At 65.7% G+C, this 15,605-nt stretch carries 19 protein-coding genes; 12 read left to right on the forward strand and 7 right to left on the reverse strand.

From position 1 onward, the window contains the following. Positions 1–18: 18 nt before the first annotated feature. The 12 genes from EEB15_RS13945 to EEB15_RS14000 all read left to right on the forward strand — a co-directional run bounded on the left by EEB15_RS13945 (position 19) and on the right by EEB15_RS14000 (position 10,581). Positions 19–330 (forward strand): c-type cytochrome, encoded by a 312-nt coding sequence (locus EEB15_RS13945; RefSeq protein WP_141510479.1) that lies wholly within the window; start codon positions 19–21, stop codon positions 328–330. Positions 331–340: 10 nt separating this feature from the next. Then, entirely contained in the window at positions 341–1,624 is a 1,284-nt protein-coding gene (locus tag EEB15_RS13950; protein ID WP_141510480.1) for an NAD(P)/FAD-dependent oxidoreductase, read from the forward strand. After that, on the forward strand, positions 1,621–2,610 hold the full coding sequence (locus tag EEB15_RS13955) for an MBL fold metallo-hydrolase (RefSeq protein ID WP_370283590.1): 990 nt from the start codon (positions 1,621–1,623) through the stop codon (positions 2,608–2,610). The genes EEB15_RS13950 and EEB15_RS13955 overlap by 4 nt, the downstream gene beginning before the upstream one ends. A gap of 290 nt (positions 2,611–2,900) precedes the next feature. Next, entirely contained in the window at positions 2,901–4,229 is a 1,329-nt protein-coding gene (gene soxC, locus EEB15_RS13960) for a sulfite dehydrogenase (RefSeq protein WP_141510481.1), read from the forward strand. Positions 4,230–4,350: 121 nt separating this feature from the next. Then, complete coding sequence (locus tag EEB15_RS13965; RefSeq protein ID WP_141510651.1) at positions 4,351–5,358, forward strand: c-type cytochrome; 1,008 nt, start codon at positions 4,351–4,353, stop codon at positions 5,356–5,358. 78 nt (positions 5,359–5,436) lie between these two features. Further along, positions 5,437–5,895, forward strand: coding sequence for a thiosulfate oxidation carrier protein SoxY (gene soxY / locus EEB15_RS13970; protein WP_141510482.1), 459 nt, complete (start codon positions 5,437–5,439; stop codon positions 5,893–5,895). 31 nt (positions 5,896–5,926) lie between these two features. Then, on the forward strand, positions 5,927–6,241 hold the full coding sequence (gene soxZ, locus EEB15_RS13975; RefSeq protein WP_199236530.1) for a thiosulfate oxidation carrier complex protein SoxZ: 315 nt from the start codon (positions 5,927–5,929) through the stop codon (positions 6,239–6,241). Further along, on the forward strand, positions 6,238–7,032 hold the full coding sequence (gene soxA / locus EEB15_RS13980) for a sulfur oxidation c-type cytochrome SoxA (protein WP_141510483.1): 795 nt from the start codon (positions 6,238–6,240) through the stop codon (positions 7,030–7,032). Before soxZ ends, soxA begins: the two co-directional genes overlap by 4 nt. 14 nt (positions 7,033–7,046) lie before the next feature. Then, on the forward strand, positions 7,047–7,700 hold the full coding sequence (soxX, locus tag EEB15_RS13985; RefSeq protein ID WP_141510484.1) for a sulfur oxidation c-type cytochrome SoxX: 654 nt from the start codon (positions 7,047–7,049) through the stop codon (positions 7,698–7,700). A gap of 7 nt (positions 7,701–7,707) precedes the next feature. Next, the gene (gene soxB, locus EEB15_RS13990; protein WP_141510485.1) at positions 7,708–9,450 is read left to right on the forward strand and encodes a thiosulfohydrolase SoxB; all 1,743 of its coding nucleotides are present in this window, start codon (positions 7,708–7,710) and stop codon (positions 9,448–9,450) included. Beyond that, entirely contained in the window at positions 9,447–9,935 is a 489-nt protein-coding gene (locus tag EEB15_RS13995) for a heme-binding protein (RefSeq protein ID WP_141510486.1), read from the forward strand. Before soxB ends, EEB15_RS13995 begins: the two co-directional genes overlap by 4 nt. Positions 9,936–9,963: 28 nt before the next feature. Beyond that, positions 9,964–10,581 (forward strand): nitroreductase, encoded by a 618-nt coding sequence (locus EEB15_RS14000; protein WP_141510487.1) that lies wholly within the window; start codon positions 9,964–9,966, stop codon positions 10,579–10,581. 22 nt (positions 10,582–10,603) lie between these two features. Here EEB15_RS14000 and EEB15_RS14005 read toward each other — a convergent pair whose 3' ends face one another. From EEB15_RS14005 to EEB15_RS14030, 7 genes are all read right to left on the reverse strand, one after another. Beyond that, a complete protein-coding gene (locus tag EEB15_RS14005) occupies positions 10,604–11,092 on the reverse strand; it encodes a hypothetical protein (protein ID WP_141510488.1) in 489 nt (162 codons plus the stop codon). An 87-nt stretch (positions 11,093–11,179) separates the two neighbouring features. Beyond that, positions 11,180–11,644, reverse strand: coding sequence for a nuclear transport factor 2 family protein (locus EEB15_RS14010; RefSeq protein ID WP_158290106.1), 465 nt, complete (start codon positions 11,642–11,644; stop codon positions 11,180–11,182). A 40-nt stretch (positions 11,645–11,684) separates the two neighbouring features. Then, complete coding sequence (locus EEB15_RS14015; RefSeq protein ID WP_141510490.1) at positions 11,685–12,092, reverse strand: DUF1801 domain-containing protein; 408 nt, start codon at positions 12,090–12,092, stop codon at positions 11,685–11,687. Positions 12,093–12,152: 60 nt separating this feature from the next. Then, the gene (locus EEB15_RS33970; protein WP_199236531.1) at positions 12,153–12,311 is read right to left on the reverse strand and encodes a hypothetical protein; all 159 of its coding nucleotides are present in this window, start codon (positions 12,309–12,311) and stop codon (positions 12,153–12,155) included. 53 nt (positions 12,312–12,364) lie between these two features. Beyond that, positions 12,365–12,877 carry a GNAT family N-acetyltransferase gene (locus tag EEB15_RS14020; RefSeq protein ID WP_141510491.1) on the reverse strand — a complete coding sequence of 171 codons (513 nt, stop codon included), beginning with the start codon at positions 12,875–12,877 and terminating at the stop codon, positions 12,365–12,367. A 33-nt stretch (positions 12,878–12,910) separates the two neighbouring features. Continuing rightward, a complete protein-coding gene (locus EEB15_RS14025) occupies positions 12,911–13,384 on the reverse strand; it encodes a hypothetical protein (RefSeq protein ID WP_141510492.1) in 474 nt (157 codons plus the stop codon). Positions 13,385–13,417: 33 nt separating this feature from the next. Continuing rightward, positions 13,418–15,589, reverse strand: coding sequence for an amylo-alpha-1,6-glucosidase (locus EEB15_RS14030; RefSeq protein ID WP_141510493.1), 2,172 nt, complete (start codon positions 15,587–15,589; stop codon positions 13,418–13,420). Positions 15,590–15,605 lie beyond the last annotated feature (16 nt).

Genomic DNA, 15,605 nt, shown 5'->3' on the forward strand with positions numbered 1-15,605 from the left:
CAACCGCAAGGAGAAGCAATGAGAAGAACGAATCTCGCGCTGGCGGCGCTGACGCTGGCGCTGCCGATACTGGGCCATGCCCAGGCACCCGATGCGCTGCACGTGCGCAGCTGGGCCGCCGCGTGCGCCAACTGCCACGGCACCAATGGCAACGCGCAACCCGGCAACGTGGCGCTGGCCGGCATGGGCCAATCCGACATCGTGCAGAAGATGATGGACTTCAAGAATGGCCGCCGGCCGGCAACCATCATGCACCAGCTCGCCAAGGGCTACAGCGATGAACAGATCGCTGCCATCGCCGGCTACTTCGCCGCGCAGAAAAAACAATAAGGGGCGCATCATGAAAAGACGTCAATTCGTCCAGGCCGCCGGTGCGGTGGGTTCGCTCGGCACCGCTGCCCTCGTCGCGGGTTGTGCCGGCATCGGCGGTGCATCCGGCCCCAAAGTCGTCGTGATCGGTGGCGGCTACGGCGGTGCCACCGCCGCCAAGTACCTGCGTATGTGGTCGGACAACACGCTGAACGTGACGCTGGTGGAACCGAACGCCGCCTTCGTCTCGTGCCCCATCTCCAACCTCGTCCTGGGCGGCAGCAAGACGCTGGCCGACATCACCACACCCTACGACAACCTGTCGCGCCGCCACGGCGTGAAGGTCGTGCGCGACATGGCCACCGCCATCGACCCCGACAAGCGAATCGTCAAGCTGGCGAGCGGCACCGAGCTCCCCTATGACCGCGTGATCGTTTCGCCCGGCGTGGACTTCATGTGGGAGACGGTGCCCGGCATGAACCGGCCCGGCGCGCAGGAGCGCGTGCTGCACGCCTGGAAAGCCGGGCCGCAAACGGCAGCACTGCGCCGCCAGCTGGAGGCCATGCCCGACGGCGGCGTGTACGCGCTGACCATCCCGCTCGCGCCCTACCGCTGCCCGCCCGGCCCCTACGAACGTGCCTGCCAGGTGGCGCACTATTTCAAGACGGCCAAGCCGCGCAGCAAGGTGCTGGTGCTGGACGCCAACGACGACGTCACGTCCAAGGGCGCGCTCTTCAAGAAGGCCTGGGCCGACCGCTACGCCGGCATCATCGAGTACCGCCCGAAGCACAAGGTGGTGGATGTCGATGCCGCCACCGGAACGCTGAAGTTCGAGTTCAACGACGACCTCAAGGCCGCGGTGCTGAACGTCCTGCCCGACATGCGCGCCGGCGACATCGCCGCGAAGACCGGCCTGGCCACCGCCAACAAGCGCTGGTGCGAGGTGGACTTCCTCACGTTCGAGTCCAAAGCGGTGAAGAACGTGCACGTGCTGGGCGACGCGATCCAGATCGCGCCGGGCATGCCCAAGTCGGCCCACATGGCCAACCAGCATGGCAAGACGTGCGCGGCAGCCGTGATCGCGCTCCTCGCGGGCAAGGCCGTCAATGCGCAGCCGCTGTACAACAACACCTGCTACAGCTTCGTCAGCGACAAGGACGTGATGCACGTGGCCAGCGTCCATCGCTACGACGCCGCGCAAAAAACCATGGTGACCGTTGCCGGCTCGGGCGGCGTCTCCGCCGCGGCCAGCGAGCAGGAAGGCGGGTACGCCATGGCCTGGGCGCGCAACATCTGGGCCGATACGCTGGCATGACCGTGGCCGTGCCGCGCACCCGCCGGTGGCGCGGCTGGCTGGCGGCCGTGGCGTGCGCCTGGGGCGCGACGCTCGCTCACGCCCAGACGCCGGCACCGGCACCGGCACCGAGCGAACCGGCGATGGTCGCCCGGCAGCTGTCGGCCTCGGCGTGGGCGGTGGAGGGTTTGTCGGCCCTGGGCTCGGCCACCAACCGCAACTTCATCTCCAACGCCGGCTTCGTCGTGACACCGGACGGCGTCATCGTGATCGACGCACTGGGGTCACCCGCCCTCGCCCTGCGCCTGCTTGCGGAGATTCGCAAACACACGGGCAAGCCCGTCACCCACGTCATCGTCACGCACTACCACGCCGACCACATTTATGGCCTGCAAGCCCTGAAAGCGGCCGGCGCGAAAATCATCGCTCACCAGGCGGCGCGCGAGTACCTCAACTCCGACACCGCGCGGCTGCGCCTGGAAGCGTCGCGCACCGAGCTCGCCCCATGGATCGACAAGGACACGCGCCTCGTTCCCGCAGACGAGTGGCTGGACGGCGAGCGCGAGCTGGTGATCGGCGGCGTGACCCTGCGGATCAAACCAGTCGGGCCGTCGCACACGCCCGAAGACCTGGTGGTCTACCTGCCGCAAGAGAAAGTGCTGTTCGCGGGCGATCTGGTCTTTCGCAATCGCATCCCGTTCGTAGGCCAGGCCGACAGCCGCCAGTGGATAAAGGCGCTGGACGCCCTGCTCTCTTTCGACGCCTCGGTGATCCTGCCGGGCCACGGGCCGGTGTCGACCGACGCGCGCAAGGACATGGAACTGACGCGTGACTACCTCGTGCACCTGCGCGGCATGATGGGCAAAGCCGCGAAGAACCTGGAACCGTTCGACGACGCCTACAAGGCCGCCGACTGGAGCCGTTTCGAACAACTTCCGCTGTTCCGCGTGGCGAATCGGATGAATGCGTACAACACGTACCTGCTGATGGAGCGCGAGGGCGATTGATGCGGGTCCTGTCTCGCTGCGCGCGGTGGTCGCGGGCGTTGATTGGATGCGACGCCCGAAAACCGGAGATGCTTCCTGGATCGGGGTGGTAGGGCGTTCCCTGCAGCGAAGTAAAGGAGGAGGCGCCCTCCCGGCGCCGGGGGACATGAGCGGAGGGGAGCGCCCTGCCGCCCCGATCCCGCCCACCCGCTCCGAGCAACAGCGCCCCGCGACCTCGCGTAAACCCCAACGCACAACAGCACCGCCGCGTATATATTCGTGAATCTGCATATACGAATTCTTACGCTACAATGACCCACGGCCGGCTGCGCAAGGCGCCCGAAAACTTCCTCGACCGCGATGGCGTGTCGCAGGTGTTCGCGCAGGCGCGCAATGGGCGGCGCGACTTTCTGCGCGGGGCTTTTGCCGCGGCTGCCGCAGGCGCGGCGATCCCGACAGCCCGCGCGGCGCAGGGCGATCCCAACATCCTGGAACTGCCTGAACATTCCAAAGGCCTGGGCCAGGCCGTCGCCACGGACGGCTACGGCAAGCCTTCGAAGTACGAGAGCAATGTGCAGCGGCGGCGCAGTCCGGGCTTGACCCAGACGCCGCAGGCTTCTGTGTCTTTCGCTCCGCTGCAATCGCTCTTCGGCATCGTCACGCCCAGCGGGCTGCACTTCGAGCGGCACCACCAGGGCTGGTGGGACATCGATCCTTCCAGGCACCGCTTCATGATCAATGGCATGGTGAAGACGCCGAAGGTCTTCACCATGGACGAGCTGATGCGACTGCCGGCCGTGTCGCGTTTTCATTTCATCGAGTGCGGCGCCAACACCGGCATGGAATGGGGTAACGTGGCCGTGCCCACGTGCCAGTACACCCACGGCATGCTGTCGTGCAGCGAGTTCACCGGCGTGCCGCTCATCAGGCTGCTCGAGATGGCGGGTGCCGATTTCACCAACGGCAAGTTCGTGCTGGCCGAAGGCGCGGACGGCTCCTCGATGACGCGCACCATTCCCATGAGCCTGATTCGCTCCGGCGAAGTGCTGGTGGCGTACGGCCAGAACGGCGAGATGCTGCGGCCCGAGAACGGCTATCCGCTGCGTTTGATCGTTCCCGGCGTGCAGGGCGTGAGCTGGGTGAAATACCTGCGCCGCATCGAGGTCGGCGACCAGCCGTACGGCACCAAGGACGAGGTGATCCACTACGTCGATCTGATGCCCGACGGTTTGCACCGGCAGCACAGCAGCATCCAGGAATGCAAGAGCGTGGTCACGACGCCTTCCGGCGGCCAGGCGCTGCTGGACAAGGGTTTCTTCAGCGTGACGGGCCTGGCGTGGTCCGGCCGCGGCAAGGTCAAGCGCGTCGACGTGTCTGTCGACGGCGGGCGCAACTGGCGCGCGGCGCGGCTGGAAACGCCGGTGCTCAGCAAGTGCCTGACGCGCTTTTCGTGCGACTGGGTGTGGGACGGCAAGCCCGCGATCATCCAGAGCCGCGCCGTCGACGAGACCGGCTACGTGCAGCCCACCTATCGGCAATTGCGTGCGGTGCGCGGCAAGGGCTCGATCTATCACAACAACGCGATCCAGTCGTGGCTGGTGGAGGAAAGCGGCGAGGTCAAGAATGTCCAAATGGGATAGCTCCCCCCCGAAGCGGGCTGCGCCCGCCCCCCCCTCAAGGGGGCGCCACCAGCGGCCCGGCGGAGCCGGTTCCGCGGTGGCCCCGAAAGCGATCGCGGCCGTCATCGCCTGTATCGCGGGCATGGCCTTGGCGCAAGGTAAGTCGTACCCCGGCATCGGCCGTGCCGCGACACCACAGGAAGTTGCGGCCTGGGACATCGACGTGCGGCCCGACTTCAAGGGGCTGCCCACCGGTTCGGGCAGCGTGGCCAAGGGCCAGGAAGTGTGGGAAGCGAAGTGCGCGTCGTGCCACGGCGTGTTCGGTGAATCCAACGAGATCTTCAATCCGCTGGTGGGCGGCACGACGGCGGAAGATGTGAAGAACGGGCGCGTGGCCAGCCTGAGGCCCGGTGGCTATCCGGGCCGCACAACGCTGATGAAGGTCGCGCACGTGTCGACGCTGTGGGACTACATCAACCGGGCGATGCCATGGACGCAGCCCAAGTCACTGACCGTCGAAGAGGTGTATGCAACCACCGCCTACTTGCTGCACCTGGGCGGGGTGTTGCCCGCCGACTATGCGCTCTCCGACAAGAACATCCGCGACGTACAGCAGCGGCTGCCCAACCGCAACGGCATGACGACCGCACATGCGCTGTGGCCGGGGAAGGAATTCGGTGGCAGCGCAAAGCCCGACGTCGCCGCACAAGCGTGCATGAAGGATTGCAGCGCGGAGACAAAGGTGGCCTCGGCGCTGCCCGCATTCGCCCGCAACGCCCACGGCAATCTTGCCCAGCAGAATCGGCTTGTCGGCGCGCAGCGCGGCGTAGACACCACCGCTGCCGCGCCGGAAACACCTGCGCTCGCCGTGAAATCTGCCGATGCTGCCTCTCCCGCTCCAGCGGAGGACGTGCAGGCTTTGGCGCAGAAGAACAGTTGCACCGCCTGCCACGCACCCGACCGCAAACTGGTGGGCCCCAGCTGGAGGGACATCGCCGCCAAGCACCAGGGCAAGGCGGATTACCTGGCTGAGAAGATTCGCACCGGCGGCTCCGGCACCTGGGGCGCCATTCCGATGCCGCCGCAGCCGCTGAGCGAAGCCGATGCGCGCACGCTGGCCAGCTGGCTCGCCAGCGGCGCAAAACCCTAACGAAATAATGCCGCAGGGATATCCCCCATGCGGTGCATCCGGCCATATATTAGTATCGACTTAACCATAGGAGAGCCCATGAGAACCCGTCGCGAAACACTCAAGCAAGGCGCCGCGGTGGCCGGCCTGTTGGCAGCTACCGGCCTGTTCCCACGCTACGCTTCGGCTGCGTGGAACAGCAACGCGTTCGAAGCCAAGACCGTCGCGGACGTGATGAAGGCTTTCGGCGCAGGCGCACCCGCTGCGAGCACCGCGGTGACGCTCACCGCACCGGACATCGCCGAGAACGGCGCCGTCGTGCCGATGGGTGTGGCCACCACCCTCACGGGCGTGAAGCATCTTCTGGTGCTGGTCGAGAAGAATCCCAGCCCGCTCGTCGCCAAGTTCGACGTGAGCGACGCGGTCGACGCCAACTTCCTCACGCGCGCCAAGATGGGCCAGTCGTCCGACGTGTATGCGGTCGCGATCACGACTGACGGCAAGGCTCTCTTCTCCAAGAAGGAAGTGAAAGTCACCCTCGGCGGCTGCGGCGGCTGATTGCAACCCACAAAAGATTCAGGAGCACACCATGTCCGACCCGATGCGCATCCGCGCCCAAGCAGCCGGCGCCAACGCCACCGTCCGCGTGCTGATGAGCCACGAAATGGAAACGGGCCAGCGCAAGGACGCTGCCGGCAAGACCATTCCCGCATGGCACATCACCGAAGTCACGGCCAGCCACAACGGCAAGGCCGTGCTCACGGCAGAATGGGGCCCGGCCGTTGCCAAGAACCCGTTCCTCCAGTTCACCGTCAAGGGTGCCAAGGCCGGCGACAAGATCGCCGTGACCTGGAAGGACAACAAGGGCGACACCCGCACCGACGAAGCCGTGGTGACCGCATGAGGCGGGCACTGCTCGCGCTGGCGCTGGGCGGCCTGGCCCTCGGCGCGTTTGCGCAGAAATCGGCCACGCAGTCGATCGAGGAATACCGCGCGATGCTGGCGGACGGCAACCCGGCCGACCTGTTCGAGGCCAAGGGAGAGGCGCTGTGGAAACAAAAGCGCGGGCCGAAGAACGCGTCGCTCGAAGCCTGCGACCTGGGCAAGGGCCCCGGCGTGGTGAAAGGCGCTTTCGTCGAACTGCCACGCTACTTCCCTGATACGCAGCGGGTGCAAGATCTCGAGTCGCGCCTCGTGTCGTGCATGGAAACGCTGCAGGGCCTGGACGGCAAGCAGATCGCCGGGACGCCGTTCGGCCGCGGTGAGCAGGCCAATGTGACGGCACTTGCAACCTACGTCGCCGCCGAGTCGAAAGGCATGAAGTTCAACCTGCCACAAGCCCATGCACAGGAACGCGTGATGTACGAAGTGGGCAAGCGGGTCTTCTACCTGCGAGGCGGCACGCACGACTTTTCGTGCGCGTCCTGCCACGGTGAGGACGGCAAGCGCATTCGCCTGCAAGACCTTCCCAACCTCACCAAGAACCCGGGCGCGGGCCAGGGCTTCGGCGCATGGCCTGCCTATCGCGTCTCCAACGGACAGATGTGGAGCATGCAGTTGCGCCTGAACGACTGCTATCGCCAGCAACGCTTCCCCTACCCCGGCTTCGGCAGCGACGCCACGATCGCACTGGGCGTCTTCCTCGGTGTCAACGGCCAGGGCGGCGTTTCCACCGCCCCCTCCATCAAGCGCTGAGCATGAACCACACCATGAAGATCAGAACGCGCCACATCGCCACCAGCCTCGTCATGGCAGCCGCTGTGGCGGGCTGCGCATCGCTGCCCGGTTCGGCCGAGCTGGACCAGATCACCGCGCAAACCGTCAAGGCATCGTTTCGCGACGAAGGCTGGGTCAAGGTCGACCGGCTGGTGCAGGACGACTCCAATCGCGAGTGCAGCGCCGCCGAGGTCGCGGGCAAACCACTGGCACCCGCACGCGCCAAGGCCATCGAAGAGGCGAACCTCAAAACCGTCAAATGGCCCAGCGACGGCAAGTTCCTGGGCGACTGGAAGGCCGGCGAGCAGATCGCGCAGAACGGCCGCGGCCTTACCTGGACCGACACCGCCACTGCGGCCAACGGAGGCAATTGCTACAACTGCCACCAGATCAGCAAGGAAGAAATTTCCTTCGGCACCATCGGCCCGAGCCTCTACCAGTACGGCAAACTTCGCGGCGTTACCGACCCGAACAGCGCCGCTGCCAAACCCATCGTCGAATACACCTGGGGCAAGATCTGGAACGCCAAGGCCTACAACGCCTGCTCGAACATGCCGCGCGCAGGCCATGCGGGCATCCTGAACGAACAGCAGGTCAAGCACATCGTCGCGCTGCTGCTGGATCCGCAGTCGCCGGTGAACAAGTAAGCACGCAGTGAACCTGACCAAGCGCGAGTTCCTCCAGGTCCTCGGCGCGGCTTCGGTGTGCGGCATGGCTCTGGGCCGCTCCGCCGGTGCCGATGCCGCAACCGCCGCCGAACAGCTGTACGACATCCCGAAATTCGGCAACGTGTCGTTCCTGCACATGACGGACTGCCATGCGCAGTTGAAGCCCATCTACTTCCGCGAGCCCAGCGTCAACCTGGGCATCGCGGGCATGGAGGGCAGGCTGCCTCATCTCGTCGGCGAACACCTGCTGAAGATCGCGAAGGTCCCGGCCGGCTCCGACTATGCCCACGCCCTCACGTGCCTGGACTTCGAACAGGCCGCGCGCCGCTACGGCAAGGTCGGCGGCTTCGCGCACCTGGCCACGCTGGTCAAGCGCCTGAAGGCGAGCCGTCCCGGCGCGCTGCTGCTCGATGGTGGCGACACCTGGCAAGGTTCGGCCACGGCGTTGTGGACGAAGGGCCAGGACATGGTCGACGCCGCCAAGCTGCTCGGCGTGGACATCATGACGGGCCACTGGGAATTCACGCTCGGCATGGACCGCGTCAAGGAGATCGTCGAGAAAGACTTCGCGGGCAAGATCGAATTCCTGGCGCAGAACGTCAAGACCAACGACTTCGGCGATGCGGTGTTCAAGCCCTATGTCATGCGCGAAATCAACGGCGTGCCCTGCGCAATCATCGGCCAGGCCTTTCCCTACACGCCGATCGCGAACCCCCGCTACCTGATGGCCGACTGGGGCTTTGGCATCCAGGAAGAGAGCATGCAGAAGGTGGTGGATGAAGCGCGTGCCAAAGGCGCGCAGGTGGTCGTCCTCCTGTCGCACAACGGCATGGACGTGGACCTGAAGATGGCGGGCCGTGTGACCGGCATCGACGCCATCCTGGGCGGGCACACGCACGACGGCATGCCGGTCGCCACCGTCGTCAAGAACAAGAGCGGCCAGACGCTGGTGACCAACGCGGGCTCGAACGGCAAGTTCGTCGGCGTGATCGATTTCGACGTCAGAGACAAGAAAATCCGCGACTTCCGCTACCGCCTGCTGCCGGTGTTCGCGAACATGCTGCCGGCCGATAAAGAGATGGACGCGTTGATCACGAGAATCCGCGCGCCGTACGAAACCAGGCTGGCCGAAAAGCTCGCTGTGACGGAAGGAACACTCTACCGCCGCGGCAACTTCAACGGCAGCGGCGACCAGCTGCTGCTGGATGCGCTGATGGACGTGCAGGGCGCCGAAATTGCTTTCTCGCCAGGCTTTCGCTGGGGCACGTCCCTGCTTGCGGGCCAGCCCATCACGCGCGAATGGCTGATGGACATGACGGCGACGACGTACTCCTACGCCACGGTCAGCATGATGTCCGGCGAGACCATCAAGACCGTGCTGGAAGACGTGTGCGACAACCTGTTCAACCCCGACCCGTACTACCAGCAAGGCGGCGACATGGTGCGCGTGGGCGGGCTGGAATACAGCTGCAATCCCCTGGCCACGATGGGCAAGCGCATCGACAACCTGCGCCTGAACGGCAAACCGCTGGAGGCATCGCGCCAATACAAGGTGGCAGGTTGGGCGCCGGTGGCCGAAGAAGCGCGCAACGCCGGCAACAAGCCGGTGTGGGAACTGGTGGAGCAATGGCTCAAGGCGCGGGGCGGCGTGGTCGCGCAGCGCCGCGTCAACATGCCGCAGCTCACGGGCGGACTGCCCAACCTCGGCTACACGGCGGCGCAGGCATGAAAGCCTTGGTCGCGGCCGCCGCCCTGCTGTTTTGCGCAGCCGCGAGTGCGCAGCAAGCCACGCACGCCGTGCGCACGCTCACGCCCGAAGCGGCGTTGCGCGCAGCGCGGGCCGCGATGGCCAGCTGCGTCAAAAGCGGGTATCAGGTGGCGGTGGTGGTGACGGACCGGTCGGCGATCCCGCTCGTGATGCTCAGGGACCGCCATGCCGGACCGCACACGCCCGATACAGCCAAGAACAAGGCCTACACCGCGCTGACTTTCAAGACCGACACCCTGGCGCTGGCGCGAGTCACCCAGGCAGGCCAGTCCATGTCGGGCATTCGCGAACTGCCGGGCGTCGTCACGATCGGCGGCGGCCTGATGATCGAATCGGCCGGCTCGCTTGTCGGCGCGATCGGCATATCCGGCGCGCCGGGCGGCGAGGCCGACGAAGCGTGCGCACGCGCCGGCATCGCCGAGATCCGCGACGACCTGGAACTCTGACTGTCGCGTGCTAATCTGGAGCCTCGCCATGGATCCAGACCTCACCTCTCCCATCGACCCGGCCGTCACCGCCCCTTGGGCCGCGACGCTGATCCAGCATCGCCAGACCATCCTGCCCAAGCGCCTGGCCGAACCCGGCCCGGACGCCTTGCAGCTGGAACAGATCTTTCGCGCCGCCGCCGCGGCCCCCGACCACGGCGAGCGCCTGCCATGGCGCTTCGTCCTGATCCCCGCAACGGCGCGCGAGCGCCTGGCCGAAGTGTTTGCCGCTTCCTTGGTGGAGCGCGACGCGCAAGCCACAGCCGAACAGGTCGCGCAGGCGCGGGAGAAAGCCTTCCGCTCGCCGACGCTGATGCTGGCCGTGGTGGATGCCGGCCCCGCCGGTGACGAGATCCCATTCGTAGAGCGGCTGGTCTCCGCGGGATGCGCCATCCAGAACATGCTGCTGATGGCCACGGCGCTGGGCTTCGGGTCGGCGCTGACCAGCGGCAAGGCCATGGAGTCGAAGGGCCTGCGCGGGCTCTTCGGGCTGCAGCCGCACGAACATGCAGTGACCTTCATCAGCGTCGGCACGGCGGGCAAGCGCAAGGCCGCACGGCTGCGTCCCGAGCCGGTCCGGTTCGTGACGACACTGAGCAGCGGCTGACGGTCAGCCTCAGATGGGACTCTTACGCTGCTTCGACCAATTGGCGTACGTGCATGTAGTGGTCGTCCAGCATGACGCCGCACCTCTTCAGGAAATCGATGATGCCTACCAGCTCACCCTTCATCTTCACGATCTGTTCGGTCAGCTGTTCTTCCGTGATCGCGTTGACCAATGGGTCCTGTGAGGCGTCCTTCTTGGCATAGACGGCCTTCCATCTCGCGAAGTACTTGTTCATGCTCTGCTCGTAGGTCTGCACCAACTCGAGATCCGCGGGCGACAGCACCTTCGACAACTCAGCGGCCGTGACCGTCTGCACGGTCCGATCTTCCTGCTTGACCACGATGGCCGTCCCCTCGGGGCGGACCTTGAAGCGCCACCGATCGTCATCCCCCTCCGCCTCCTTGGGACGCTTCGTCAGGACGGTCTTGATCTGGCCGGCGATCTTGTCGAAGATGTCGACGGCGCCCTTGGTCGCGGCAATGAGCGCTGCAATTTCAACTGGACTCAGCATAGAACCCTCCTTTGCGAAAGGCCCGAACTTACCGCATCGCGCCGGCGGTCGCCTCCCCAGTGTTGGGGAGGCACCAGCCCGCCGCCGCTAGTCTTTCAGCCGCGTGATCTGCACGCTCGCCACACGCCAGACGCCGTTCTTGCGGACGTAGACGTCGATGTACCGGTAATGCGTGTTGAACGCTTTGCCGTCGTACGCCCCCGTCATGCGCGTGCGCCCGCTGAGCAGCGCCACGTCGCCATAGACCCGGACTTCGAAGTCCTCCACCGTGTACGGATCGATGCGCAGCTGGGGCGACAGCACATCTTCCAGGAACGAGGCCTTGTTCTCGATGTTGCCGGCCGCATCGATCTGGCGGAAGTCTTCCGTCATGTTGCCGGCAATCGCTTCGCGGTCCTTGCGGACGATCGCCTTGTCCCATGCGTCCGCCTGGCGAGTGAGTTGGTCGATCAGCGCCTTGGCGGCGGCGTCGGCCGCGACGGCGGCTCCGGCTCCCGCTGCGGCAAACGCGAAGACGGAAGTGAGGATCAGGCAGCGAAAGAGATGGGACAAGGTGTTGCCTTCCGGGAAGCGGTGTTTGAGATGGCGGCCCTCACCGCTTCCTGTGATAGGTGAGCGCCGCGGCAATGCAGAAGCGAAGCGCATCCACCGGGACAGACTCGCGCTCATCGAACACGATCGCACGGTTTCCTTCGTACTTGAAGTCTTTCGGGAACAGCGTCCGAAAGGTCTCGACCAGGTTCGTGTTGCAGTTGAAGTACATGGCGTACTGCGCGGGCTGGGCCTTCTTCCAGTCGATGCGCACCGTGCTGCCGCTTCGCGTCTGCGAGGTGACGTACGCCGGCTCGCTCCACTTCAGCGTCTCTTCCAGCTCGCCCACGCCATCCGTGGCAGCCGCCGTCTCGAAGATCAGCGCGCGAAGCACCAACATCTTGCGGCGGATTTTCGGCGGATAGGCTTCGAACTTGCTCGCCACACCCGGATTCTGGAACGGCTTCATGTTTCCATGTCTCGTGCCTCGGTCGGCCGAATCTACCATTTCGCGCCGCGCCATTTCCGCTCAGGTCCGCTCGGCCTTCTCGTCGGCCGGCACCGATTGCTCCTGGCGGGCTTTGGTCGCCTGAGGCGGCGCAAAAGGAGGCGGAAAGCCGACGAACGCCAGGAACACCAGGATCGGGAGCAGGCAGTAGAACAGCGGTCGCTTCCAGTTGAGGTTCATTGCAACTGAAGCTGAGGGCTCCGTTGCGCCGTTCAAGCAGGTCAGAATTCAAGTCAGGGTTTGCCTGGGTTCGTTCGAACTTGCTTGCTGATTCCAATGGCCTCCCCCATGAACCCCGGCACTGCCTTGCGAAACTCCTCCATGAATCCCTCGCGAAGCCAGAAACGAAACGCCCGTTCGTTCATGGAGTCGACGGCGGCCGAGATCGCCGCGCAGCGCCAACCTCGTGCCTCCTCTTCGATGCGCCTCAGGACGGCACGTCCCAGCGATTGGCCTTGCGCCGAATCGATGATCAACAGCAATGCCAGGTAAGCAGTCTGCACATCCGGATATCCCCGCACCAGGACATAGCAGCCGATGAGGTCAGTTCCATTCGATATCGAGTAGGCGTACATCTCATCCGCCGACAGCTGCCCGGGAACGCGGCCGAGCATCTCCGCGACCTCTTCATCGGTGGCCGGCCTGCCCCCGGTGGGATAGACGAATGACGGCGCCATGCGAAAAACCCACTGGCACTCCGTCAGGTCGGCAGGGTCAGAAGGATTGAAGCGCCTGTAGGTCAGCATGGTTTGCGAGGCCCTGATCGGTCCCCCGTACGCCTAGCGACCGTTTCGAGTCCGTCCGGCCGCCAGCGCGGCGAACCACTGCGCGCCCGCGCCGGTGAACAGCATCCAGCACGCCACAGCTTCCACCGGGATGCTGATGGCGTCGATGATCGCGGCGATGGGCGAAAGGTAGAAGTCGTCGGCCAGGCTCGGGCCGGCCAGGGCCCAGCCGGCGCCGAGATACACGAGCATGGCCCACCTCGCCCAGTTCCGCCCTTGCAGGATGCGTGAAGCCAGCAGGAGCGTGAGCCCGCCGAACACCACGACGAGCACCAGCGTGAACAGGAACGGCACCTCCGCGTCGCCGGCCGCCGGTTCGCGAACGCCCGGGAACAGCGTGATGATGCCGACCACCAGCGTCGCGATGATCATCTGGCAGGCGAGCTTCACCTGCGGCGGCACCGGGAGTTGTTGGGAGACCGGATCGGCGACTTCAGCGCCAGGGGGAGCAAAGGGGTTGCGGGCCATCGCGGAGTTATAGCACTGCACCCGCTGCGCCATTCAAGCCACGACAGTCACCCGCACATCCGCGTCCTCGCGCATCACCTCGATGCCGACATTGCGCTCATAGCGCTGCAGCAGCAGGTCGACACTCGGCCCCGGCGCACCCAGCCGCGTGATCTGGATCCAGTCGATGAAGCGCGGAAGGCGCGGGCGATGCAGCACGATCTCGGACTGCCGGGCGCGGATGTCGAGTCCCAGGCAGGCCTGCAGCATGCCGAACACCGCCGCCGCGGCCCAGGCCTGCGGCGAGCAGGCGACGGGATACAGCGTCGGCCCCGCGCCCGGCCGGCGCGGGAAGCCGCAGAACAGCTCCGGCAGGCGATGCGAATCGAAATGCAGGCTGGCATCGAACGTCGCCGACAGCAACTCCATCGCGCTTTCGGTACGGCCGTAGCGTGCCATGCCTGCCGCGATCAACGCGTTGTCGTGCGGCCATATCGAGCCGTTGTGGTACGACATGGGGTTGTAGCGCGCGGCGCCGGCCGCGATGGTGCGGATGCCCCAGCCGCTGAAGAACGCCACGCCCATCAGGCTGTCCATCATGCGGGGCGCATGCTCGGGCGACGCGATGCCGTTCCAAAGCGTGTGGCCGGCGTTCGAAGACGGCACCTTGCATTGCCGCTTGCCGCCATCCAGCGCGATCGCATAGCTGTCGATCTCGTCGCACCAGAAGGCGGCATGAAATCGCTCCCGCAGTTCCTTCGCCTGCTGAACCAATCGATCGGCCAACGCGGGCTCGTCCATCATGCGGGCCAGCCCGGCCGCCGCGAGCTTGCCTTCGTAGACGTAGCCTTGCACCTCGCACAGCGCGATGGGCGCCTGCGCCATCGTTCCATCGGCATGGAAGATCGAATCGTGCGAATCCTTCCAGCCCTGCTGCACAAGGCCTTCTTCGCTGCGGCGCGCGTATTCGACGAAACCATCGCCGTCGGCGTCGCCCCATTGGTCGATCCATTGCAGTGCCGCGAGGATGTTGGGCCAGATCGCGCGGATCAGGCCAGCGTCACCGGTGCGGTGCAGATAGGCCCCGGCCAGCACCAGGAACAGCGGCGTCGAGTCCACCGAACCGTAGTAGCGGCCGAAAGGGATTTCGCCCGTCAGCGCCATCTCGCTGTGGCGCGCCTCGTGCAGGATCTTGCCCGGCTCGGCATCGTTCTGCGGGTCCACGGCCTTCGCCTGGGTCTCCGCCAGGAAAGTGAGCACACCGCGGGCCAGCGCGGGATCGACCCACAGGTACTCCAGCGCGGTGATGATGCCGTCGCGCCCGAACGTCGTCGAATACCACGGCACGCCGGCGAACGGATAGGGCCCTGTGGGCAGCATCGTCGTCAGCATCGACAAGTCCGACACGGAACGATCCAGCCACAGGTTGACCAGCGGGTTCGACGTCACCACCGTGCAGTGCCCCCCGCGTGAGGTGCGGCGCGCGGCATTGTTCTGGCGCAGGGCATCTTCGTACGAGATGCGAGCGCGGGGCGCGTCATTTTCCGTTTCGCAGATCACAGTGCAGTAGAGATGGTGCTCGGTGCCCGGGTCCAGGTCCAGGTCGAAGGCGGCGCGGCCAACGTCGATGGCCGTAGGCACTGGCTCGAAGTGCAATCGCGTGCGCCGCAGCAGGTGGTCCAGCCCGCCGTAAGGCAAAACGACTTCGGCCGTCCCCACCTCCGGCGGCAGCCGATCTCCACGCTTGTCGCGCTTCATGCCACGGACTTCGAACAGGTCGACGAAGTCCCCGTCGAACGTGAACTCCAGCCGCACCTGAGTGGACTCGCTGCCGTGGTGCGTCACGCGGATGTGCTCGTGGCATACACCGTGCCACAACAGCTTGGCGCGGAAAATGTGCAACGTGCCCTTTGCCAGCGGAGCGCGGCCTTCACGGGCCGGCAAGTCCGGGTTCATCAGGTCGATCACCAGCAGGCTGTTGGACTCTTCTACCGACGAGCCCAGATGCAGCGGGCGCACGCCGTCGATCGTCAGCTCCTGGTGCGACAGGTAGCGCGTGTCGTTGTGGTACAGGCCTTCCTTGCCCGGAGCGAGCACCTGGATGTCGCCGAAGCGGTCGAACATCGCGAAGGTCTGGTCGTTCTTCAGGACCTGCGGCTGCTCCTCGGCACTGGCCGCGGTGGCCGCGACGTACCACTTGTCGCCGATCTGGATCTTCTTGGGCATGCGTATCGCTTTCCGC

Source organism: Ramlibacter sp. WS9 (assembly GCF_003797765.1).
Classification (GTDB): Bacteria; Pseudomonadota; Gammaproteobacteria; order Burkholderiales; family Burkholderiaceae_C; genus Ramlibacter.